The organism is Fluctibacter corallii (genome assembly GCF_025751585.1).
Classification (GTDB): domain Bacteria; phylum Pseudomonadota; class Gammaproteobacteria; order Enterobacterales; family Alteromonadaceae; genus Fluctibacter_A; species Fluctibacter_A corallii.
Map to the genome: position 1 here is coordinate 251,713 of NZ_JAOWKX010000005.1, position 21,289 is coordinate 273,001.

Annotated in this window: 19 protein-coding genes; 14 read left to right on the forward strand and 5 right to left on the reverse strand. The window is 43.1% G+C overall.

From position 1 onward, the window contains the following. Positions 1-176: 176 nt before the first annotated feature. From OE749_RS11305 to OE749_RS11315, 3 genes are read left to right on the forward strand one after another with little or no spacing between them, the layout of a single operon-like run. On the forward strand, positions 177-1,943 hold the full coding sequence (locus OE749_RS11305) for a GGDEF domain-containing protein (protein ID WP_263712564.1): 1,767 nt from the start codon (positions 177-179) through the stop codon (positions 1,941-1,943). A 13-nt stretch (positions 1,944-1,956) separates the two neighbouring features. Beyond that, the gene (locus OE749_RS11310; protein WP_263712565.1) at positions 1,957-2,382 is read left to right on the forward strand and encodes a GNAT family N-acetyltransferase; all 426 of its coding nucleotides are present in this window, start codon (positions 1,957-1,959) and stop codon (positions 2,380-2,382) included. 11 nt (positions 2,383-2,393) lie between these two features. Beyond that, the gene (locus tag OE749_RS11315; RefSeq protein ID WP_263712688.1) at positions 2,394-2,858 is read left to right on the forward strand and encodes a DUF2919 domain-containing protein; all 465 of its coding nucleotides are present in this window, start codon (positions 2,394-2,396) and stop codon (positions 2,856-2,858) included. On the opposite strand, the gene OE749_RS11320 is transcribed toward OE749_RS11315, so the two are convergent. Beyond that, entirely contained in the window at positions 2,859-3,275 is a 417-nt protein-coding gene (locus OE749_RS11320) for a hypothetical protein (protein ID WP_263712566.1), read from the reverse strand. A gap of 168 nt (positions 3,276-3,443) precedes the next feature. Between OE749_RS11320 and OE749_RS11325 the strand changes: the two genes are divergently transcribed. Then, positions 3,444-4,091: a hypothetical protein gene (locus tag OE749_RS11325; protein WP_263712567.1), complete on the forward strand. Its 648-nt coding sequence runs from the start codon at positions 3,444-3,446 to the stop codon at positions 4,089-4,091. Here the strand turns inward: OE749_RS11325 and tcdA are convergent. Beyond that, on the reverse strand, positions 4,084-4,893 hold the full coding sequence (gene tcdA, locus OE749_RS11330) for a tRNA cyclic N6-threonylcarbamoyladenosine(37) synthase TcdA (protein WP_263712568.1): 810 nt from the start codon (positions 4,891-4,893) through the stop codon (positions 4,084-4,086). The genes OE749_RS11325 and tcdA overlap by 8 nt on opposite strands. A gap of 72 nt (positions 4,894-4,965) precedes the next feature. Here tcdA and lhgO point away from each other — a divergent pair, with 72 nt between their 5' ends. Next, positions 4,966-6,171, forward strand: a complete 1,206-nt coding sequence (gene lhgO / locus OE749_RS11335; RefSeq protein WP_263712569.1) for an L-2-hydroxyglutarate oxidase — start codon at positions 4,966-4,968, stop codon at positions 6,169-6,171. Positions 6,172-6,186: 15 nt separating this feature from the next. On the opposite strand, the gene OE749_RS11340 is transcribed toward lhgO, so the two are convergent. Beyond that, positions 6,187-7,161: an ion channel gene (locus OE749_RS11340; RefSeq protein ID WP_263712570.1), complete on the reverse strand. Its 975-nt coding sequence runs from the start codon at positions 7,159-7,161 to the stop codon at positions 6,187-6,189. Positions 7,162-7,275: 114 nt separating this feature from the next. On the opposite strand from OE749_RS11340, the gene OE749_RS11345 reads away from it, so the two are divergent. The 3 genes from OE749_RS11345 (at position 7,276) to OE749_RS11355 (ending at position 11,223) form a co-directional block, all read left to right on the forward strand. Then, entirely contained in the window at positions 7,276-8,214 is a 939-nt protein-coding gene (locus OE749_RS11345) for a glutathione S-transferase family protein (RefSeq protein ID WP_263712571.1), read from the forward strand. A gap of 106 nt (positions 8,215-8,320) precedes the next feature. Then, positions 8,321-9,736, forward strand: coding sequence for a mannose-1-phosphate guanylyltransferase/mannose-6-phosphate isomerase (locus OE749_RS11350; RefSeq protein WP_263712572.1), 1,416 nt, complete (start codon positions 8,321-8,323; stop codon positions 9,734-9,736). 5 nt (positions 9,737-9,741) lie between these two features. Next, positions 9,742-11,223, forward strand: a complete 1,482-nt coding sequence (locus OE749_RS11355; RefSeq protein WP_263712573.1) for a phosphohexomutase domain-containing protein — start codon at positions 9,742-9,744, stop codon at positions 11,221-11,223. A 57-nt stretch (positions 11,224-11,280) separates the two neighbouring features. Here the strand turns inward: OE749_RS11355 and OE749_RS11360 are convergent, their stop codons facing one another. Continuing rightward, positions 11,281-11,691: a DUF3429 domain-containing protein gene (locus tag OE749_RS11360; RefSeq protein ID WP_263712574.1), complete on the reverse strand. Its 411-nt coding sequence runs from the start codon at positions 11,689-11,691 to the stop codon at positions 11,281-11,283. A gap of 58 nt (positions 11,692-11,749) precedes the next feature. Then, on the reverse strand, positions 11,750-13,033 hold the full coding sequence (locus OE749_RS11365) for a citrate synthase (RefSeq protein WP_263712575.1): 1,284 nt from the start codon (positions 13,031-13,033) through the stop codon (positions 11,750-11,752). Positions 13,034-13,453: 420 nt separating this feature from the next. Here OE749_RS11365 and sdhC point away from each other — a divergent pair, with 420 nt between their 5' ends. The 6 genes from sdhC to odhB all read left to right on the forward strand — a co-directional run bounded on the left by sdhC (position 13,454) and on the right by odhB (position 21,192). After that, entirely contained in the window at positions 13,454-13,828 is a 375-nt protein-coding gene (gene sdhC, locus OE749_RS11370; RefSeq protein WP_263712576.1) for a succinate dehydrogenase, cytochrome b556 subunit, read from the forward strand. Then, positions 13,822-14,169, forward strand: a complete 348-nt coding sequence (sdhD, locus tag OE749_RS11375) for a succinate dehydrogenase, hydrophobic membrane anchor protein (RefSeq protein WP_263712577.1) — start codon at positions 13,822-13,824, stop codon at positions 14,167-14,169. Before sdhC ends, sdhD begins: the two co-directional genes overlap by 7 nt. Beyond that, positions 14,170-15,939 carry a succinate dehydrogenase flavoprotein subunit gene (gene sdhA / locus OE749_RS11380; protein ID WP_263712578.1) on the forward strand — a complete coding sequence of 590 codons (1,770 nt, stop codon included), beginning with the start codon at positions 14,170-14,172 and terminating at the stop codon, positions 15,937-15,939. It begins immediately after the preceding gene. 15 nt (positions 15,940-15,954) lie between these two features. Further along, entirely contained in the window at positions 15,955-16,665 is a 711-nt protein-coding gene (locus OE749_RS11385; protein WP_263712579.1) for a succinate dehydrogenase iron-sulfur subunit, read from the forward strand. Between the two features lie 195 nt (positions 16,666-16,860). After that, positions 16,861-19,683, forward strand: a complete 2,823-nt coding sequence (locus OE749_RS11390) for a 2-oxoglutarate dehydrogenase E1 component (RefSeq protein WP_263712580.1) — start codon at positions 16,861-16,863, stop codon at positions 19,681-19,683. Positions 19,684-19,692: 9 nt separating this feature from the next. After that, positions 19,693-21,192, forward strand: coding sequence for a 2-oxoglutarate dehydrogenase complex dihydrolipoyllysine-residue succinyltransferase (odhB, locus tag OE749_RS11395; RefSeq protein WP_263712581.1), 1,500 nt, complete (start codon positions 19,693-19,695; stop codon positions 21,190-21,192). Positions 21,193-21,289 lie beyond the last annotated feature (97 nt).

Sequence of the window (21,289 nt, forward strand, 5' to 3'; positions counted from 1 at the left end):
TATTATTTTTTCGAACGTTCTACTAATATCCTGTTAATGGTGATAGAGTCCATCTCCATTATGCTCCTAATACATCTGAACGTTTTATGTATATTCAGATTACATCTAGCTAACATGAATAAAAAATAAGGTTAATGAGGCAGTTTTTATACTCTTTCGCTTTAATGTTTCTTGGCATGCCTTTTTCAGCGGTTGCTATTGAAGATGGCGGCGATATAAACGAAGAAATTGGTTTATTCCTCAATCAAAATCCAGTCAAAACCTTTGATTGTCCTTCAGACTATGTGTCAACGAATGTCAATCGCTTCTTACGCTCGGCGAATTTATCTGACGAATTTGAAGCGTCTCTAAAGCTTATTCAAACTCATTATCAGATCTGCCAAGGCAAATATGTAGAGGCAAAAGACACCGTTGAAATGCTGTTAAGTAACGGCGATGTAGCGCAATCGTCACGAAATTATTCATACGCTTTGTATCAACTTGGCTTTATTCTTGATGTAGATGGAAGCCCTGACGACTGTCGTTATTATCAAAAGGCAGATAGGCTGGCTAAAAACCGATTTGATGACATTGCGCTTAGCGCTCAATTGTCAATTCTCACCGAGTGCTCGACCACGTTACCGCTTGCTGAGAAGTTAGGAAAATTGTATGCCTTGCTTGAATCATTTACTAAAAAAGGCGATCCCGCAGCCATTGCGCATATCCATAATTCAATTGGATTATATTATTCTAGCATTGGACAAGAAGTACTGGCCGGTGAACAATATTTAAAAGCATACGAGTTGGGACTAAAACATTATAACAGTTCTAACTTACTCTCTACATTGGTGAGCGTGATCACCTCAAAATATGCGACTCGAAAATACGATAAAGCTTGGGAATTGCTTGAGGAGTACCGCCGAGTCAATCGAAAAGTGAATACACCATTGAGTAATAGTTGGCTATTTTTAGCTGAATCCGGGTATTACTATCGAACTGCCGATTTTGATGCATTACGTAAAAGTCTTGCTAGATGGGAGGTCTTTCTGCCGCAAATTCAGAGTGCGCGCCATCGTGCTTTGTATCAGTGGTACAAAGCGGGAGTGTGTCTGAATGATAAGAATGTCGCCTGTGTAAATGACTATCTAACGTTGTACGAATCGTACGGCGCGAACTCTCCTATTCCGAATACGAACAAAGACCATCTGAAAATGATAATGGATATTCATTTATTTTTGGGAGATATAGAGAGCAGCAAAGCGGCATTTGATAGGTTTTCCGACGTTATGTTTAGTAATGCGGTAAAGCTACAAGAAGCCGGAAAAATACTGGGTGTTGCGCAGCTTCATAGCCAAGTGTTGGCATTGGAGCAAGATCTTATTGCAACACAGAGAGAGCGGCAAGCTACATTATTTAAATATGCCATTGTTATGCTGCTGATCGTACTTATTTTATCTGTTTATTTGCGCAAAAAATATTTTGAGCAGATCCGCATTGAAAAATTTGGACGAGAGATAAACTCTAAAAAAGCGATTACTGAAATCAAAAGCGTACCTCGCGCAGATCATGAAAAAACCAATGCGTTAGCGCTATTGGATCTTAAAAAGTTTAAAGATGAAGCTAAAGAGCTAGAGTTTATTCTTACGCAAAACATGATGTCTAAGATAATCGGTACGCTGAGTAACGTTACCCGTGATAATGATATTGTCGCCAGAATATCTGAGCAGCAATTTTTAATCTGTTTGGTAAATATTGAGGAGCGTACTGCCCCCCAGTTTTTTGAGCGAATTCAACGCGCATTGGAAAGTACGCTGGCAAATGCATTGCAGCACTCTGTAGACGTCGGGAAGTTGAATCTATCAACATCGTTGAGTATCTATTTATCTACAGAGTCATTTGATGACATAGACGACATTCTTGATGATCTTAAAGTGTCATTGGATAAATCGTTTTCGGTAGCTTGAGGCGGAGTGGAACATGGTAAAAGTAGAGGAAATCACGAGTACGGAACTAATTGCTTCGGCATTTCAAATCATGCAGCAGTTGCGGCCTGATTTAGAAAAAACTCACTATGTAAGCGCCGTCGTTCGGCAACGAGAGCGCGGTTACAAACTGATGGGCGCATACCATGGCAAAACCCTTGTTGCGTTAATGGGATTTTGGGTGGGTGAGAAACTGGCGTGGGGCAAGCATGTTTATATTGATGACTTGATTGTTGATGAAACGTACCGATCAAAAAATGCAGGAAAGGTATTACTAGAGTGGGTCACCGATTATGCGAAGCAACATCAATGTCAGCAGGTGCATCTTGATTCTGGCGTACAACGCTTTGGCGCGCATAAATTTTACTTACGGGAAGATTTCATTATTGCCAGTCATCACTTCGCTAAGAAGTTAAACTAGCCGTGTCAGTGATGTTACCTTTACCGTTAAATCGCTACGATGAGAGCGGTCGAGTCTTGCCACCTATGGGGCTTTGGTTGGTGCTGGCGTATTTGGCAAAGTCACTGATAATCATAATTGGTGCAACCTTGTTTAACGAGCACACCGACCGTCTATTGAAGCTAATTTATCCCAGCTCTGACATTTTACTCTATTCTCTGCTCGGGATAGTGCCAGCTTTGTGGGTGTGGGTATTCGTCGCTTATCGGCAAAAACTTTGGGAAAGAGATAAATATAAATGGGTTAAATGGATTAAGCCCGTGCTGTATTTTTCAATTTGTTTTGAGGTGGGGTTTTCTTTGTTTAATATTGCCTTACAGCATGGAATGTTCAACTGGTGGCATGGATTAAACATTGTGTTAGCGTTTTGGGCTTGTTTATGGCTTGGCAAGAGCAAGCATATCAGCTTGCTCGTGAAAGATTGGCAGGAGAAATAACTATTCAGACTGGTTGTTTTTAACAGCTTGGTGAAAATAGTTATTCACACTGATTTGTGAATCATTCACTAAACGTTGATAACAAATTCCAGCAAAAGCGTATTCATGCCCACCAAACTCTAGTGCGACAAAAGGGGCTTCGGGATCACTTGTGTCATACTTCCAATGACCGCCGACAATTTTAATGAACACTTCGCCAATATAAGCGCCGTATATGTTACATAAAGTGAATACGGCATTGTCTTCCAACACTTGATCTTGATACTTGCTTAGCCATTGAAGCAGAACATCATCGACTAATTTAATACTGTCAACGCTCCCGTCAAGCTCAATACCAAACTCATCTCGCGTAGTTTCAATTGCATTTGCTGCGCTATCTGCCATTAATTGTTCGAGTTCTTCTCGGGTGATATCCATCAATCAACGTCTCAATATGAATCTTTATTATAGTGTGGCTATTTAAACACGATTTGTCGATTTACAACACCCGCAACCTCGTTGTTATAACAAAGTTTTCGACGTTAATGATCTATATTTCAGTTAATTGATTAAGAAGTGAGGCACATTAAATGGGAAGTAAACCGCGTGAAATACTATTCTTCTTTACCGTTCACTGCACTCATGGCTATTTCCATAATTGGCTTATTAGTGACCTTTGATCTCGTTCCGTCAGGCCAGACCATATTAGAAAAGCTGAACGAAAGCTTTCAATCCTATTTTTACTTGATCATTTTTATCATTATTTTGCTTGAGTCTATTGTCTACGTCGGGTTTTACTTTCCGGGGCAATTTTTTGCGGTATCTTTGGTGGTACTTAATCAGCCAACATTTAACGATATATTATTGTTAACGGCTTGTATGGTGTCTGCCGCAACCATTGGTTCAGCAATAAACTACACTTTGGGTCGCCAGTTTTCTGATGATAAGCAATCAGGCGAGGGACGCCCCTCGATAAAAGCGTTACTGCTTGCAATGATACACATGAACTCGTTGGCATTTTTTATGTTCTCTCAAGGCTCTGCAAAAAATCGTTTCTCAGTGGTTCTGCTTGCGGGTGTACTGAATCTTCCTTATTACCTCGCACTTATCTGGCTTACATCTACGTTTAGTCATTCGATAATGGAAATAGCAGAGAGTACTTGGTTGGTATTTACACTGGTAGCTGCTTGGTTAGTTATCGCCCTGTTCCTTGACTGGCGGAAAGGGCGCTTTACATGGAATTCTGTCAACTAACTTTTGTTTCAGTCGTCTTTTTAAGGTATTTATTGATTGCGTGCGCAGCGGCAACAAAGCCGAAACTAGCTGTGACCACAACGGCTGCACCAAAACCATTGTTACAATCAAGCTTCACACTGCCATCGCTTAGGTTTTTAGTGGTACACACTGACCCGTCTTGTTGCGGATATTTTAATTGCTCAGTTGAAAACACACAGTCAACACCAAACTTCCTTTTGCTATTGGTAGTAAAACCGTAATGTTTTTTTAAAAAAGAGCGCAGCTTTGAGGCAAGCGGATCTTGAATTGTTTTTGTAAGGTCACTCACTGCTATTTGGGTAGGATCGGTTTGGCCGCCTGCGCCTCCTGCGGTAATTACTGGAATTTTATTTCGTTTACAATGGGCGATGATAGCCGCTTTTGCTTTAATGCTGTCGGTTGCTTCAATCACGTAATCAAACGTGTTAGAAAGATAATCACGCACATTTTCGGGTGTAACAAAATCTTCTATAACATTAACATTACAGTCTGGATTAATGGCATGAAGCCGTGATGCCATGGCATCAACCTTTGCCTCTCCTACAGTTTGGTGAAGCGCATGAATTTGACGATTTGTGTTGGTTACGCATATGTCATCTAAGTCAATAAGCGTAATATTGCCAATGGCTGTTCTGGCTAGTGCTTCTGCAACCCATGAGCCGACACCCCCAATGCCAATGACACAAAAGTTTGCTTCATTTAAACGCTGGGTTTCTTTGGTGCCATAAAGTCGTTTAGTGCCACCAAAGCGACGGTCGAAATCGGAATGTTGGATTGTCATGCTTCTTGAAACTGCTAATATCACTTAGAATATGGATTATATCAGTCTAAGCAGGATGTGTTTAAAAAAATAATGAATAAGAGTGATGTAATAATTATTGGAGCGGGAATAGTGGGTGCGTCAGTGGCGTATCAATTGTCACAACGTTATCCCGGCCTTAAAGTAACAGTAATTGAAAAAGAGAGTGAGCCAGCAAAGCATCAGACGGGGCGAAATTCTGGGGTGATCCACGCAGGCGTTTATTATGAACCAGGAAGCCTCAAAGCGACGTTTTGCCGAGAGGGATTAAAAGCAACCATTGCTTTTTGTCAAGATCATGGCCTTCCATTTTTGCAGTGTGGAAAGCTCATTGTCGCGACGAATGATCAAGAGGAGCAACGACTGCACGCTTTGTTTCAGCGTTCTCAAGAAAATCAACTCACTACACGCTTGTTATCTCAGTCGCAATTGCGAGCATTAGAACCCAATATTACAGGGCAATCTGCAATTCATGTGGAAGAAACGGGTATTACTGATTACCAGGCTATCACTCGAGCGATGCTTGATAGTGTGGTAAGTAATGGTGGTAGTGTTGCTTACCAACAAGAAGTGACAGATCTGTATGAAGATGAAACCTGTGTAAAGGTTAACACTCAACATCATACGTTTCAGGCAAATTGGTTGATTAACTGTGCTGGATTACATTGTGATCGTTTGGCGAAAATAATGGGCGTTAACACAGATATCAAAATTGTGCCTTTTCGTGGTGAATATTATCAGTTACCCAGTCGCTACAACGATATTGTGAAACATCTTATCTACCCGGTGCCTGATCCGCAAATGCCATTTCTAGGTGTACATCTGACTCGTATGATTGATGGATCTGTGACGGTTGGCCCTAATGCGGTTTTAGCCCTCGCACGAGAGGGCTATAGCAAGGCTGACTATTCGTTCAAAGATGCACTAGAAACTTTGACTTTTCCTGGATTTTGGAAACTGGCTTCCACTCACGCAAAAAGTGGATTCGGTGAAATGCGTGACTCATTGTTTAAGAAGGGGTACTTAGCCCGCGTTCAAAAGTACGCGCCAGACATTCAACTTGATGACTTGTTACCCTATCCTAGTGGCGTGCGCGCGCAGGCTGTTTCTGCACAGGGAAAGTTGATTCATGATTTTGTATTTCATGATACACCTCGCTCTTTACATGTGGGAAATGCGCCGTCACCTGCTGCCACTTCGGCGATTCCGATTGGAAAAGAGATTATTTCCCGTTTGGCTGACAGGCTTGATGTTGCATAATGGTTACTAGAGTGTCTACCTAGACATTCGTTTTACAAATACTACGACAAAAAGAGCAATCGTAAAGCTACCCAAAAATGCTTCCGTTACGGCGATAAAGCGCGTCAAGCCAACTGGCGTGATGTCGCCGTATCCCAGGGTAGTAAACGTCACGACACTGTAATAAAGAGACAAAAAAAATGTGGTGAGGTTGTCTGTTAGGCTCGCATCAACATTGAATTTAATGAGTTTTTCATAATAGTTAACACCTAGAAAAAAGTAACCAATGGCGCAGCTGAATATTAAGAAAACAGAGAACAAAATGGTATTTTCGGGTTTTTCGCCATAACCGCATAGGGTGTCAATAGCATGAGAGAAAAGCCACTTTGCTGTCCAGCGTTTCAGTTGTCGCCGATGGGCGATCCGCTCACGATACCCATATTGACCCGCAAGCACGAAAAGCCCCTGATCTTCAGCACAACGTTTAAGCTGTCGGTACACTTCTTCGGATTGTTCAAACTGGTCCATAGCCTCTGTAACACGCCCCTGTTTTCGATATTGTCGCCCAAGAGATTCCTGAATCAACTCATCACCGACTTCCAAATTGTCGAGTCTTGCATCCTGCCATCGGGTACCGAGTAAATTCGTGTAATTTAAATGAGCACAATGCAAGTTGGCTTCACGAAGATCAGCTTTCATCAGTGAGCCATTGGATAACGTCACATTGAATAAGTGCGCACCTCTTAATTTGGCTCTGTATAAATCACTTTCTGATAGGTCGAAGCCTTGCTTTTCACCAGTATTGACAAGATCAATGCCTTCCAAATTCGCTTTTTTTAATTGCAGGCCAATACTGTACCCACCGTTTTTAATGTGGCTCTCAAGCTTCTTCGATAGGTCCATGTTGGATTTATCTACATGAGGGTCATGCCAAAAGCAATAACCGTTACCCAAATCTTCAAGTGGACATTGTGTATTTTTTAAAGAGACGAATCGGCATTGTTTAGACATGTTGTGTAGAGCACCTATATGCATTTGTTAAGTGTAGCAGGGTGGAGAATTTTGCGCGGATTCCGCAAAATAAAGCTACGCTTTTGAGTAATAGTGTATAAGGAGACAGTTGTAATGGGGTTATTAGTCGATGGACAATGGGTTGATAAGTGGTATGAAACTGATAAAAACGATGGAAAGTTTGAACGGCAAGCATCACAGTTCAGAGATGAAATCAGTCCTGATGTGAATGCAAAATTTCCTGCTGAGAATCATCGTTACCACCTTTATGTGTCACTTGCTTGCCCGTGGGCACATCGCACACTGATTTATAGGAAGTTAAAAGGGCTTGAAGCAATCATTGGGCTGTCAGTCGTTTCGCCTGATATGCTAGAGCATGGCTGGAGCTTTGGGTCATTTCCAGAGGCGACTGGAGATACGCTTTACGGTCACGACTTTCTACACCAGCTGTATACCTCGGTCAATGATACGATTACAACCCGAGTGACTGTGCCAGTGCTATGGGATAAAAAAGAGAAAACGATTGTAAATAATGAATCTGCAGACATTATTCGTATGTTTAATTCAGCTTTCAATGAAATGACGGGTAATCGTTTAGATTTCTATCCGAAACCTTTGCATAATCAAATAGATGAAACTAACCATTTTGTTTACCACAATATTAATAACGGTGTGTACAAAGCCGGCTTTGCAACAACCCAGCAGGCGTATGAAGAAGCTGTGTCAGCGCTGTTCGATGCGTTGGAAGAAATTGAGACCAGACTTGAAGGACAGAGCTATTTGGTCGGAGATCAATTAACAGAAGCAGACTGGCGCTTATTCACTACGTTAATTCGGTTCGATGCGGTTTATGTCGGGCATTTCAAATGTAACATTAAGCGTATCGCCGATTTTCCAAACTTAAGCCGGTATGTTGAAATGTTGTATTTGCACCCAGGTGTCAGTGATACGGTGAACATGGCTCACATAAAGCGTCATTATTATTATAGCCATGCGCATATTAACCCGACGCAAGTAATACCGATTGGGCCAGAATTACCCTTTATTAAGTGATTGTGATCGGATTTCGTTACTGAGCCATTGAATGTGTTTACATCCTCGCATACCATTTGCTCATAAAAATAAAGGCTAAGCCTCTCACTGTTATAAGGATTTTTGAATGAAACCTGTCGTTTTAGCTGGTGGATCTGGTAGTCGACTTTGGCCTAAATCAAGGGCTGCATTACCTAAGCAATTTCTTTCGTTGACTTCAGATAATTCGATGCTGCAAGAGACATTATTGCGTCTTGATGGTCTAGACGTTGATGCACCTGTGTTTATTTGTAATGAAGCACATCGTTTTCTTGTTGCGGAGCAGCTTCGTCAGGCAGATATTGATCATGGTGGCATCATCTTAGAGCCTGAAGGAAAGAACACAGCGCCAGCTATTGCGCTTGCGGCCTATCATGCGCTGAAGTCGGGTGAAGATCCTACACTATTAGTATTAGCAGCCGATCATCTGATTAAAGACGTTGGGCGCTTTCATAAAGCAATAAAACATGCTGAGCGCCTAGCTGAAGAAGGTAAGCTCGTCACCTTTGGTATTGTACCCACGATGCCACACACTGGGTATGGTTATATTCGTCGTGGTGAGCAATTAGATCAGGCTGAGACTGGATTTTCTGTATCTGAATTTGTTGAAAAGCCAGATGAGGCTACTGCGAAAAAATATATCAGCAATGGCGATTATTTTTGGAACAGTGGCATGTTTATGTTTAAGGCCAGCCGCTATATAGAAGAGCTAAGTAAATTTGTTCCCCAAATGGCTGAAATCTGTAAAACCTCTATTGCATCGGAAACTCAAGATTTAGACTTTGTAAGAATCAATGCAAATATCTTTTCTGCATGCCCTGAAGACTCCATCGATTATGCTGTCATGGAGCAGACATCTGATGCGGCGATGGTAACGCTTGACGCTGGTTGGAACGATGTTGGGAGTTGGTCTTCACTGTGGGAAACGGCTGAAGACAAGGATGAAAAAGGCAACGTATTGAAAGGTGATATCATGCTTCATGGTACCGCTGATAGTTATGTAAATGCTGAAAATCGCTTGGTTGCGCTGGTCGGAGTGAGCGACATGGTTGTAGTGGAAACCAAAGATGCTGTGCTAGTGGCGAACAAAAACAATGTGCAAGATATAAAACATGTTGTTAATCGTCTTAAACAAGAGAAACGCCCAGAATTTGAATTTCACCGAGAAGTGTTCAGACCATGGGGAAGTTACGACTCAATAGACAATGGCGAACGTTTCCAAGTGAAGCGCATTACCGTAAAGCCGGGCGAAAAGCTATCTGTGCAGATGCACCATCACCGTGCTGAGCACTGGATTGTGGTATCAGGTACCGCAAAAGTAACAAAAGGCGAAGAAACGTTTTTAGTGACTGAAAATGAGTCTACCTATATTCCTATCGGCACAGTTCACGCATTAGAAAATCCTGGCAAACTTCCGTTGGAGCTCATAGAAGTGCAATCGGGGAGTTATCTTGGTGAAGACGATATTGTTAGGTTTTCTGATCGCTATGGTCGAACGGAGTAGTATTAGTGAGCGAACTTACATGTTTTAAAGCCTACGATATTAGAGGCAAATTAAATGTAGATCTGGACGAGCGTGTCGCGTATCGAATAGGTAGGGCATTTGCTGAGCACCTTTTGGCCAAAAAAGTGGTCGTGGGCGGTGATGTCAGGTTGTCTTCTGAACCCCTTAAATTAGCGCTGGCAGCGGGTCTTATTGATGGTGGTGCTAGCGTTCTTGATTTAGGTATGACGGGTACAGAAGAAATTTACTTTGCCAGTAACTATTTGGATGTAGATGGTGGAATTGAAGTGACCGCGAGCCACAATCCGATAGATTACAATGGCATGAAGCTGGTAAAAGGGGGGGCGTTGCCCATCAGTGGCGATACTGGGCTCTTTGATATTCAAACATTGGCTTCGTCTTATTCTCAAGACAGTATCGATCATGGTCTGTGCCACTACGCACACCCTTCAGTTAAAATTGGCAATACGTTTGATAGCAAAAAAGCATCAGAATTGTTTGAAAAAGGCATCTCATCTATCGATGTTGACAAGCTCAAGAAAAGCGATTGCTATCAGCAGCATGATACTGTGAACGAATATATTGCACACGTGTTAAGTTATGTTGAGCTGACACATTTTACACCATTGAAGTTAGTTGTGAACGCAGGAAATGGTGCCGCAGGGCCGACTATTGATGCGATGGAAAAAGCCTGTAAAGTGCGGGGCTTTCCGATTGAATTTATTAAAGTTAATCATACCCCTGATGGCACATTCCCAAATGGCATTCCTAATCCTTTGTTACCTGAAAATCGTGGCGCTACGTCAAAAGCCGTCGTAGAGCATGGCGCTGACATGGGTATCGCATGGGATGGTGATTTTGACCGTTGCTTCTTATTTGATGAAAAAGGCGAGTTTGTAGAAGGGTATTATATTGTCGGTTTGCTTGCTAAAGCATTTTTGCAAAAGCAAGCTGGCGAAAAAATCATTTATGATCCACGGGTGTATTGGAATACCGAAGAAATAGTAAACCATGAAAATGGTATACCTGTGAAAAGTAAAACAGGACATGCGTTTATAAAGGAGCGTATGCGTGCAGAAAATGCCATTTATGGCGGCGAAATGAGTGCTCATCATTATTTCCGAGACTTTGCGTATTGTGATTCAGGCATGATCCCGTGGTTATTAGTCGCCGAGCTGATTTGTAAAGATAAGAAGCCATTGAGTGACATGGTAAAAGATAGAATTGCCATGTTTCCATCATCGGGTGAAATCAACGCAACTGTAAAAGATGCAGATATGGTGTTAGCTCGCGTTCAGTCTCATTTTGAAGCTGAAGCGCTAAGCATTGAAAGCATTGACGGCGTGGGAATGGAGTTTGATGGATGGCGCTTCAATCTCAGAAAGTCTAATACGGAACCCGTTATTCGATTAAACGTGGAAGCACGCGGCGATGCGGCTTTAATGAAAGAGAAAACAACGTTACTTTTGGGTCTGTTACAAGCCTAAACCCCAAACACAATTAATCAATATTGGCTAAATGAGAGCTAATTCTGGCTCTCATCTCTATTTAAGGGTCATCATAAAAACCTGACTTAACACAACAAAAAATGTTAAATGTCCGCGAAAGCGCATATACCCGTCAGGCTTCACCAGCCAGCATTTATCAGCAATGAGCACCATTATGTAAGCAATAGATAAAGTGATGAGTGCAGGGAAGTAATTCAGAAATGTGATAGAAACCCATCCAACCAAACTTGGCGCCATGGCAAAATAAGGTTGAAATGATGCTGATTCTTTTTGTAGTGAGTCATACCAGTGCACGCCGCCAAGAAATGACAGAATAATCGCACTGTAGGTGAAAAATAGTGTCTCACCAAAAACAGGATTGATGATCGAAAGTGAGATGGCTAATGGTAGTAGAATAAATGGGATTAACCCTAAATATCCTAATACTTTGTAACGGACTCTTTCCATTTTTCATTTTTCCGGCTAAAAAAAATGGCGCATAAGCGCCATTTATTGAATAGTTTGATTAATCTTTTTTGATTGGTGAGTATTTTCTTTGCGTTTCACCAGTATATAACTGACGAGGACGTCCAATCTTTTGACCCTTCTGACTTAGCATTTCATGCCAGTGAGAAATCCAACCAACTGTTCTTGCAAGTGCAAAGATACACGTAAACATATTAGTCGGGATGCCAATTGCTTTAAGAATAATACCTGAGTAGAAGTCTACGTTAGGGAACAACTTCTTGTCTTTGAAGTAAGGGTCGCTAAGTGCAATCTTTTCTAGTTCCATTGCTACGTCTAGTAATGGATCTTGAATGTTTAGCTCTGCTAATACCTCGTGACAGCTCTCACGCATTACCGTTGCGCGCGGGTCATAGTTTTTATAAACACGGTGACCAAAGCCCATCAAGCGGAAAGGATCATTTTTGTCTTTCGCCTTTTCAATGAACTCAGGAATTCGGTCTACTGAACCAATTTCTTCAAGCATTGTTAAACATGCTTCATTAGCACCACCGTGCGCAGGCCCCCATAGGGATGCAACGCCAGCTGCAATACAAGCATATGGGTTAGCGCCAGAAGAACCTGCTAAACGCACTGTAGATGTCGATGCGTTTTGCTCGTGATCAGCGTGTAGAATGAAGATTCTGTCCATTGCACGTGCAACAGCTGGGCTAATTTTGTATTGCTCTGCCGGTACAGAGAACATCATATTTAGGAAGTTCTCTGCATAGCTTAGGTCATTACGCGGGTAAACAAAAGGCTGACCAATGTTGTACTTATAACACATTGCAACCAATGTTGGCATTTTAGCAACTAAGCGATACGCGCTTCGAAGTCTCTGATTTTCATCAGAAATATCAAGGTCATCATGATAGAAAGAAGATAGGGCACCCACTGTACCGCAAAGCATAGCCATTGGGTGTGCGTCACGACGGAAACCTCTGAAGAAGTTGTTAACCTGATCGTGAACCAGTGTGTGTCGTGTTATCGTATCTTTGAACTTGCTGTACTCTTCCGCTGTTGGCGTTTTGTCATGCAACAGCATGTAGCATAATTCAATATAGTCTGCGTCTCGTGCTAGCTCTTCAATAGAGTAGCCACGGTGTAAAAGTACACCGTTTGCACCGTCAATGTAGGTGATAGCAGACTCGCATGAACCAGTTGCCATGAAACCAGGGTCAAAAGTAAAGTAGCCGTGCGAACCTAGTGCGCGAACGTCAATTACGTCCTGTCCCGCTGTTCCAGACATTACGGGAAGTTCGATTTCTTTATCTCCCACTTTCAGAATGGCTTTCTGATCTGCCATAAGATGCTCTCCTCGAATGGTTCCGTTGGAAGTGATTAATTGTATAAATATAAATCACTTCGAAAAAAGTGTGGCTATTTGTACTGATAAAGTCCGCTTAAGTCAATTTAAATGCATTTATGGTCAATATGTATTCTCTTTATTTAAAAATTGGTTACGTTTAAATCAATTGATTTAGATCATAACTACTTAATAAAGAACAAAAATTGTAATTAGTGAAAACGCTGGATATACTTTGTGTCAGCTGAAAGACAGCATGTAAAGCAGTTGTATGCAGATTTACATTCTTGCAACAACTGATTAGTTAACAATAAAAGAGTAATTGGGATTCGATATCTTGATGTCAATGATAAGAAGTGAACCCACTTCATTGAATCGAGGTATGAACAAAAACCCTACGGCTATTACAGGCAACAAATCGTGAAAAAGCAAAGACCAGTTAATCTACAACTCAATACGATTAGTTTTCCTCCTTCTGCCATCGTTTCCATTCTTCACAGGGTAACCGGTGTTGCGATGTTTTTTGCACTGATTTTTGTGATCTGGGCATGGGCAGCATCAGTATCATCTCCTGAAGGATTCGATTCGGTGAAAGACGTAATGGGAGGGCCAATCGGCAAATTCATTACTATAGGAACATTATCAGCATTGACCTATCACATCCTAGGTGGGCTTCGCCACATGGTGATGGATATGGGCCATTGGGAAGAGCTAGAGTCAGGTAATGCGAGTGCAAAAGCGACCATCGGACTATGGATCGTGCTAACCGTTATCTTGGGAGTTGTATTATGGTAACCAATCAGGCCACCATCAAGCGTGACGGCGTACAAGATTTTGTTACGTTACGTTTAACCGCATTAATTATTACTGCCTTTACGTTGTTTATGGGCTGGTATTTCATTTCCACACCTGAAATCACGTATGCTTCATGGTCCGCGTTATTTAGCGGTATCGCGATGAAAGTATTTACGTTGGCTACACTGATTTCAATCATGCTGCATGTTCGCATAGGCTTATGGCAGGTGTTGACGGATTACGTCAAACAACCTGGTCTTCGTTCAATGCTTCAGTGGATTCTAAATATTATGGCGTTTGCTTATGCAGCGTACGGCCTGTTTGTATTGTTGGGGGTATAAGTGAGTATTCCAGTTCATGAGTTTGATGCTGTAGTGATAGGCGCCGGTGGCGCTGGTATGCGTGCAGCGTTACAAATTTCTCAGTCAGGTAAATCCTGTGCATTATTATCAAAAGTATTTCCAACTCGCTCGCACACAGTGTCTGCTCAAGGCGGTATCACTGTCGCGTTAGGCAACGCGCACGACGACAATTGGGAATGGCATATGTACGATACGGTTAAAGGCTCTGATTATATCGGAGACCAAGACGCAATCGAGTACATGTGTAAAACCGGACCAGAAGCCATTATTGAAATGGAGAATATGGGATTGCCATTTTCTCGTTTCGAAAACGGTAAAATATATCAACGTCCGTTCGGTGGCCAATCGAAGAATTTTGGCGGCGAGCAGGGCGCAAGAACTGCCGCTGCGGCTGACCGTACTGGTCACGCGTTACTGCATTTGCTTTATCAGCAAAACGTTAAAAACAAAACAAAAGTGTTCAGCGAATGGTACGCACTAGACTTGGTTAAAAACCAAGACGGTGATGTAGTTGGTTGTACAGCAATTGATATTGAAACGGGTGAAGTTGTTTACTTCAAGTCTAAGGCCGTTGTGCTTGCTACAGGTGGTGCAGGTAGAATTTATGCGTCGACCACGAATGCTCACATCAATACGGGTGACGGCGTAGGTATGGCATTACGTGCAGGTGTACCTGTGCAAGACATGGAAATGTGGCAATTCCACCCAACAGGTATCGCTGGCGCGGGTACATTAGTAACCGAAGGGTGCCGTGGTGAAGGTGGCTATCTGTTAAATAAAGATGGCGAGCGTTTCATGGAGCGCTATGCACCAAATGCAAAAGATTTGGCTGGACGTGACGTTGTTGCTCGTTCAATGATGACAGAAATCCGTGAAGGTCGCGGCTGTGAAGGCCCTTGGGGTACGCATATTAAGCTTAAGCTCGATCACCTAGGTAAAGAAGTTCTAGAATCACGTCTTCCTGGCATCTTAGAATTGTCTCGTACATTTGCGCACGTTGATCCAGTAAAAGAGCCAATTCCGGTTATACCGACTTGCCATTATATGATGGGTGGTATTCCAACTAACGTTGATGGCCAAGCAATCGGTATCGACGAAAACGGCAACGAGAAGCCTATTAATGGCTTGTTCGCTTGTGGTGAAATCGCGTGTGTATCTGTGCATGGTGCCAACCGTTTGGGCGGTAACTCACTGCTTGATCTTGTTGTATTTGGTCGTGCTACAGGCCTTCACTTAGGCGAAGCATTAGACAATGTTGTATCGCGCGAAGCGTCTTCGACTGACGTAGATGAAGCCTTGGTTCGTTACAACCGTTGGGAAAATTCTGACGCAGGTAAAGGTGAAGACCCAGTTCAAATTAAGAAAGACCTTCAACAGTGCATGCAATTGAACTTCTCTGTATTTAGAGAAGGTGATGCGATGGCTCAAGGTCTTAAAGAACTTAAAGAGATTCGTGAGCGTCTTCAACATGCACGCTTAGATGACAAGAGTAGCGACTTTAATACGCAGCGTATCGAATGTCTTGAGCTAGATAATCTGATGGAAACTGCATACAGCACGGCTGTAGCGGCTAACTTCAGAACAGAAAGTCGTGGCGCACATAGCCGCTTCGATTATCCTGACCGTGATGATGAAAACTGGTTGTGTCACTCAATCTACCGTCCACAAACGGAAGAAATGAGCCGACGCGATGTGAATATGTCGCCTAAACTACGTGAAGCTTTCCCGCCGAAAGTTAGAACGTACTAAGTGGAGTAACGAAGAATGAAATTACAATTCTCTGTGTATCGTTACAACCCGGATGTTGATAACGCGCCTCGTATGCAAGATTACACGCTTGAAGTGGAAGAAGGCCGTGACATGATGGTACTGGATGCATTGCTGGCACTAAAAGAGCAAGATCCAACCTTATCATTTCGTCGTTCGTGCCGAGAGGGCGTTTGTGGCTCTGATGGCGTAAACATGAACGGTAAAAACGGGTTAGCGTGTATTACACCGCTGTCTGCGCTAGGTAAAGGCAAAATCGTTGTTCGTCCATTACCCGGCTTACCTGTGGTGCGCGACTTAGTGGTCGACATGACACAGTTCTACAACCAGTATGAAAAAATTAAGCCGTTCTTAATTAACGACGACAAGCAACCTCCTGCTAGAGAACACCTTCAGTCTCCTGAAGAGCGTGCTAAGCTTGATGGATTGTATGAGTGTATCTTGTGTGCGTGTTGTTCAACGTCGTGCCCGTCTTTCTGGTGGAACCCAGATAAGTTTATCGGGCCTGCGGGACTTCTGCATGCGTATCGATTCTTAATTGATAGCAGAGATACCGCAACCGAAGAACGACTAGCTGATCTTGATGATGCCTTTAGTGTGTTCAGATGCCACGGTATTATGAACTGTGTAAGCGTTTGTCCTAAAGGTTTGAACCCGACCAAAGCGATTGGTCACATCAAATCAATGCTATTACAACGGGCTGTTTAGTACGCAGGTCGTCATTGCCAACCTATGTTGGCTAGATGTATAAACACTAAATAGCCATTCCTTTTATAAAGGATGGCTATTTTTTGGTTACAAACGTATCATAAGTTACTAAAATTAAAGGTGGAATACACTTTTATAACGTCTGAATACCAACCGGTATTTGTTTAAGAGCCTTTTTAAAACCAAGGGACAACAATGCAACAAAGCGTGATGAAAGCATGGTGGGATTCGTCTCACATGGCTGGTGGCAACGCTGCTTATGTAGAAGAACTCTATGAAGCTTATCTCGATGACCCGAACAGTGTGCCTGACGAATGGCGTTCTGTTTTTGATCAACTACCAAAGGTTGACGGCGTCGAGCTAGAATCAAATCACAGTGATATACGAAACCAATTTCGAACGCTCGCCGCGTTAGGGCCATTAGGCCGTGCGCCTAAGAGCGGTGGTGACGGTGCCTCAGTCGGTGACGAGAAGCAGGTAAAAGTTCTGCAACTAATCAACGCCTTCCGATTTAGAGGGCATCAACACGCGAATTTAGACCCACTAGGGCTATGGCAACAAGAGCGTGTACGTGATTTAGAGTTGTCACACCATAACCTTTCTCAAAATGACTTTGATACGCATTACAATGTTGGGTCTTACGCCATTGGCAAAGACACATTGTCTCTTGGTGAGCTATACAAGTCTTTGAATCGCACTTATTGTGGGTCGATTGGTGCAGAGTACATGCACATCACTGACACAGAGCAAAAGCGTTGGATTCAACAGCGCCTTGAATCTGTTGAGGCCAAGCCAACTATCGATAGAGATGAAAAAATTAGTATCTTAAAAGGACTAGTTGCTGCTGATGGTATGGAAAAATACCTTGGCTCGAAGTTCACAGGTGCTAAGCGTTTCTCGCTAGAAGGTGGTGATAGCTTAATTCCTATGCTTAAGTCACTCATTTCTCATGCAGGCACTAACGGCGCGAAAGAAGTCGTTGTTGGGATGGCTCACCGTGGCCGTTTAAATGTTCTTGTGAATGTGCTGGGTAAAAACCCGTCTGTTTTATTTGACGAGTTTTCTGGCAAACACGATGAAAGTTTAGGTGCGGGTGATGTTAAATATCACGCGGGCTACTCATCGGATTTCGCAACACCAGGTGGAAACGTGCATTTGGCATTGGCGTTTAACCCGTCACATTTGGAAATTGTTAATCCAGTTGTTATGGGGTCGGTGCGAGCGCGATTAGATCGTCGTCAGTGTGAAGATGGCTCGGCTGTATTGCCAATCACAATTCACGGTGATTCAGCGATTGCTGGTCAAGGTGTTGTCCAAGAGACGTTCAATATGTCTCAGACCCGTGGCTTTAAAGTCGGTGGCACGATTCGTATTGTTGTAAATAACCAAGTTGGCTTTACAACATCAAAAACTGAAGATACTCGCTCTACGCAATACTGTACGGATATTGCAAAAATGGTGCAGGCACCTATATTCCACGTGAATGCGGATGATCCTGAAGCGGTAGTATTTGTGACGAAACTCGCGCTAGACTATCGAAACAAATTTAAGCGTGACGTCGTGATCGACCTTGTATGTTATCGACGTCACGGTCACAACGAAGCTGACGAGCCAAATGCAACCCAGCCGTTGATGTATCAAAAAATCAAGAAACATCCTGTTCCGAGACAACTTTATGCTGATCAACTTGTTGCTGAAGGTAGCATTGAAAAGCATGAAGTAGATAAACTAGTCAGCGAATATCGCGCTGCACTGGATCACGGTGCTTGCGTTGTTGAAGAATGGCGTCCTATGACAGAGCACTCTGTTGATTGGAGTCCGTTCCTTGGGCATGATTGGGATGTACCGTACGATGGTTCTATTGCGATTGAGAAGCTTAAGGAATTAGGGCAAAAACTGACGCAATATCCGGAAGATTTCCCGTTACAATCTCGCGTTAAGAAACTCTACACAGATCGCGTTAATATGGCTAATGGTGACAAACCATTGGACTGGGGTATGGCGGAAAATCTAGCGTATGCCACTATCGTCGACAACGGTACAGACATTCGTATCACCGGTCAGGATTCTGGTCGAGGTACTTTCTTCCACCGTCACGCTGTACTGCACAGTCAATCTGATGCAGATACTTATATGCCATTGCAAAATATTAAGCCTGAGCAAGGCAAAATAGAATTGTATGACTCCGTGTTGTCTGAAGAAGCAGTAATGGCATTTGAGTATGGCTATGCGACAGCTGAACCCACTACACTAACCATTTGGGAAGCACAATTTGGTGATTTTGCTAACGGTGCTCAAGTGGTTATTGATCAGTTCTTAAGCTCTGGTGAAGCAAAGTGGGGACGCTTATGTGGTTTGACGCTATTGCTCCCTCATGGTTACGAAGGGCAGGGTCCAGAGCATAGCTCTGCACGTCTTGAGAGATTTCTACAATTATGTGCGGACCATAACTGGCAAGTCTGTGTACCCTCGACCCCATCGCAAGTGTTCAACATGCTACGTCGCCAAGCTATACGTCCAATGCGTAAGCCACTTATTGTTATGTCGCCAAAATCTTTGTTGCGTCATCCATTAGCGGTTTCGTCTCTTGAGGAGTTGTCTGAGGGTGTATATCACAACGTGATTGGTGAGATTGATGACCTTGCAACTAAAGACGTCAAACGTGTAGTGATGTGTTCAGGTAAGGTCTATTACGACCTACTAGAGCAACGCCGTAAAAACGAACAAACAGACGTTGCTATTATCCGTTTAGAACAACTTTATCCATTCCCTAAGCAAGAAGTGGAAGCGGTTGTTAAACAATTTTCTCATGTTAAAGATTGGGTCTGGTGTCAGGAAGAACCTCAAAATCAAGGGGCCTGGTACTGTAGTCAGCACCACTTTAGAGATGCAATTCCTGAAGGTGCCAAGCTTACATATGCGGGAAGAGAAGCGTCTGCTTCGCCAGCTGTAGGCTATATTTCTGTCCACAATCAACAGCAAAAAGCATTGGTTGACGATGCACTAACGATTAAATAAGGAACCAGTATGACAACAGAAATTAAAGTACCGGTATTGCCAGAATCTGTTGCAGACGCCACCATTGCAACATGGCACGTGAAAGAAGGCGACTCTGTAAGCCGAGACCAAAATATTGTCGATATTGAGACAGATAAAGTGGTACTAGAAGTGGTTGCACCAGAAGACGGTGTAATTGGAAAAATCATGCATGCTGAGGGTGATACTGTCCTTGGTGAGCAAGTTATCGCACAAATGGAGCAAGGTGGAGCCGCACAAAGTCAAGCAAGTGCTGCACCGGCTTCTGAATCAAGTCAAGAATCAAGTTCTGAGGGTAAAGAATCAGTGGAAATCAAAGTTCCAGTACTGCCTGAATCAGTGGCAGACGCAACCATTGCTACTTGGCATGCACAGCCAGGTGAACAAGTATCTCGTGACCAGAATCTGGTAGATATTGAAACAGATAAAGTGGTACTGGAAGTCGTCGCTCCAGCAGACGGTTCATTAAGCGAAATTCTTGCGCCAGAAGGCGAAACTGTCACTGCGGAGCAGGTGATTGCGCAATTTACTGCGGGTGCATCGGCAGGCGCAGCTGCAAGCTCTGGTAGCAGCAATGAGCAAAAGCAAGATGCAGAGCCGGAAGAAAGTGACGCGCTTAGCCCATCGGTTAGACGTTTACTTGCTGAAAAGGGCATAGAGGCTAGCAAGATTAAGGGCACTGGAAAAGGTGGCCGCATCACTAAAGAAGACGTTGAAAAGCATCTTAAATCGGGTGATCAGAAACCAGCAGCGGCAGCAGCGAAAGAAGACGCAGCAGCGCCTGCGGGCGAGCGCACTGAAAAACGTGTTCCAATGACGCGTCTTCGTAAAACAATCGCAAACCGTTTGTTAGATGCTAAGAATTCGACTGCGATGTTAACGACGTTCAATGAAGTTAACATGAAGCCGATTATGGACTTGCGTAAGCAGTACCAAGAAGGGTTTGAAAAACGTCACGGTATTCGTCTTGGCTTTATGTCATTCTACGTGAAGGCGGTAACGGAAGCGCTTAAACGTTTCCCTGAAGTAAATGCATCAATTGACGGTGACGACATTGTTTACCACAATTACTTTGATATTTCGATTGCGGTTTCTACGCCACGTGGTTTGGTAACACCTGTATTGCGTGACTGTGATGCTTTGGGCATGGCAGGCGTAGAAAAGGGCATTAAAGATCTTGCAGTTAAGGGTCGTGACGGTAAATTGTCGATGGACGACTTGCAAGGTGGTAACTTTACCATTACCAATGGTGGTGTTTTCGGTTCATTGATGTCTACGCCGATTATTAACCCACCTCAAAGTGCAATTCTAGGTATGCACAAGATTCAAGATCGTCCAATGGCGGTTGACGGTAAAGTCGAAATCCTTCCAATGATGTACTTGGCATTATCGTATGACCATAGAATTATCGATGGAAAAGAATCAGTAGGCTTTTTGGTTACTGTGAAAGAGATGTTAGAAGATCCAACACGTCTATTGTTGGATGTTTAGTAACGTTGACAGGTGAAATATTCGTTTCACCTGTATCATTGCCGGTGTTTGGCCTATAATGCCGGCACCTGAAATCAAGCTGCGATTTTCGCGGCTT

Excerpts from the sequence above, each read along its gene's own strand:
- OE749_RS11305 (WP_263712564.1), top strand. The coding sequence starts at position 177 with ATGCCTTTTTCAGCGGTTGCTATTGAAGATGGCGGCGATATAAACGAA.
- OE749_RS11310 (WP_263712565.1), top strand. The coding sequence starts at position 1,957 with ATGGTAAAAGTAGAGGAAATCACGAGTACGGAACTAATTGCTTCGGCA.
- OE749_RS11315 (WP_263712688.1), top strand. The coding sequence starts at position 2,394 with ATGTTACCTTTACCGTTAAATCGCTACGATGAGAGCGGTCGAGTCTTG.
- OE749_RS11320 (WP_263712566.1), bottom strand. The coding sequence starts at position 3,275 with ATGGATATCACCCGAGAAGAACTCGAACAATTAATGGCAGATAGCGCA.
- tcdA (WP_263712568.1), bottom strand. The coding sequence starts at position 4,893 with ATGACAATCCAACATTCCGATTTCGACCGTCGCTTTGGTGGCACTAAA.
- lhgO (WP_263712569.1), top strand. The coding sequence starts at position 4,966 with ATGAATAAGAGTGATGTAATAATTATTGGAGCGGGAATAGTGGGTGCG.
- OE749_RS11340 (WP_263712570.1), bottom strand. The coding sequence starts at position 7,161 with ATGTCTAAACAATGCCGATTCGTCTCTTTAAAAAATACACAATGTCCA.
- OE749_RS11345 (WP_263712571.1), top strand. The coding sequence starts at position 7,276 with ATGGGGTTATTAGTCGATGGACAATGGGTTGATAAGTGGTATGAAACT.
- OE749_RS11350 (WP_263712572.1), top strand. The coding sequence starts at position 8,321 with ATGAAACCTGTCGTTTTAGCTGGTGGATCTGGTAGTCGACTTTGGCCT.
- OE749_RS11360 (WP_263712574.1), bottom strand. The coding sequence starts at position 11,691 with ATGGAAAGAGTCCGTTACAAAGTATTAGGATATTTAGGGTTAATCCCA.
- OE749_RS11365 (WP_263712575.1), bottom strand. The coding sequence starts at position 13,033 with ATGGCAGATCAGAAAGCCATTCTGAAAGTGGGAGATAAAGAAATCGAA.
- sdhD (WP_263712577.1), top strand. The coding sequence starts at position 13,822 with ATGGTAACCAATCAGGCCACCATCAAGCGTGACGGCGTACAAGATTTT.
- OE749_RS11385 (WP_263712579.1), top strand. The coding sequence starts at position 15,955 with ATGAAATTACAATTCTCTGTGTATCGTTACAACCCGGATGTTGATAAC.
- OE749_RS11390 (WP_263712580.1), top strand. The coding sequence starts at position 16,861 with ATGCAACAAAGCGTGATGAAAGCATGGTGGGATTCGTCTCACATGGCT.
- odhB (WP_263712581.1), top strand. The coding sequence starts at position 19,693 with ATGACAACAGAAATTAAAGTACCGGTATTGCCAGAATCTGTTGCAGAC.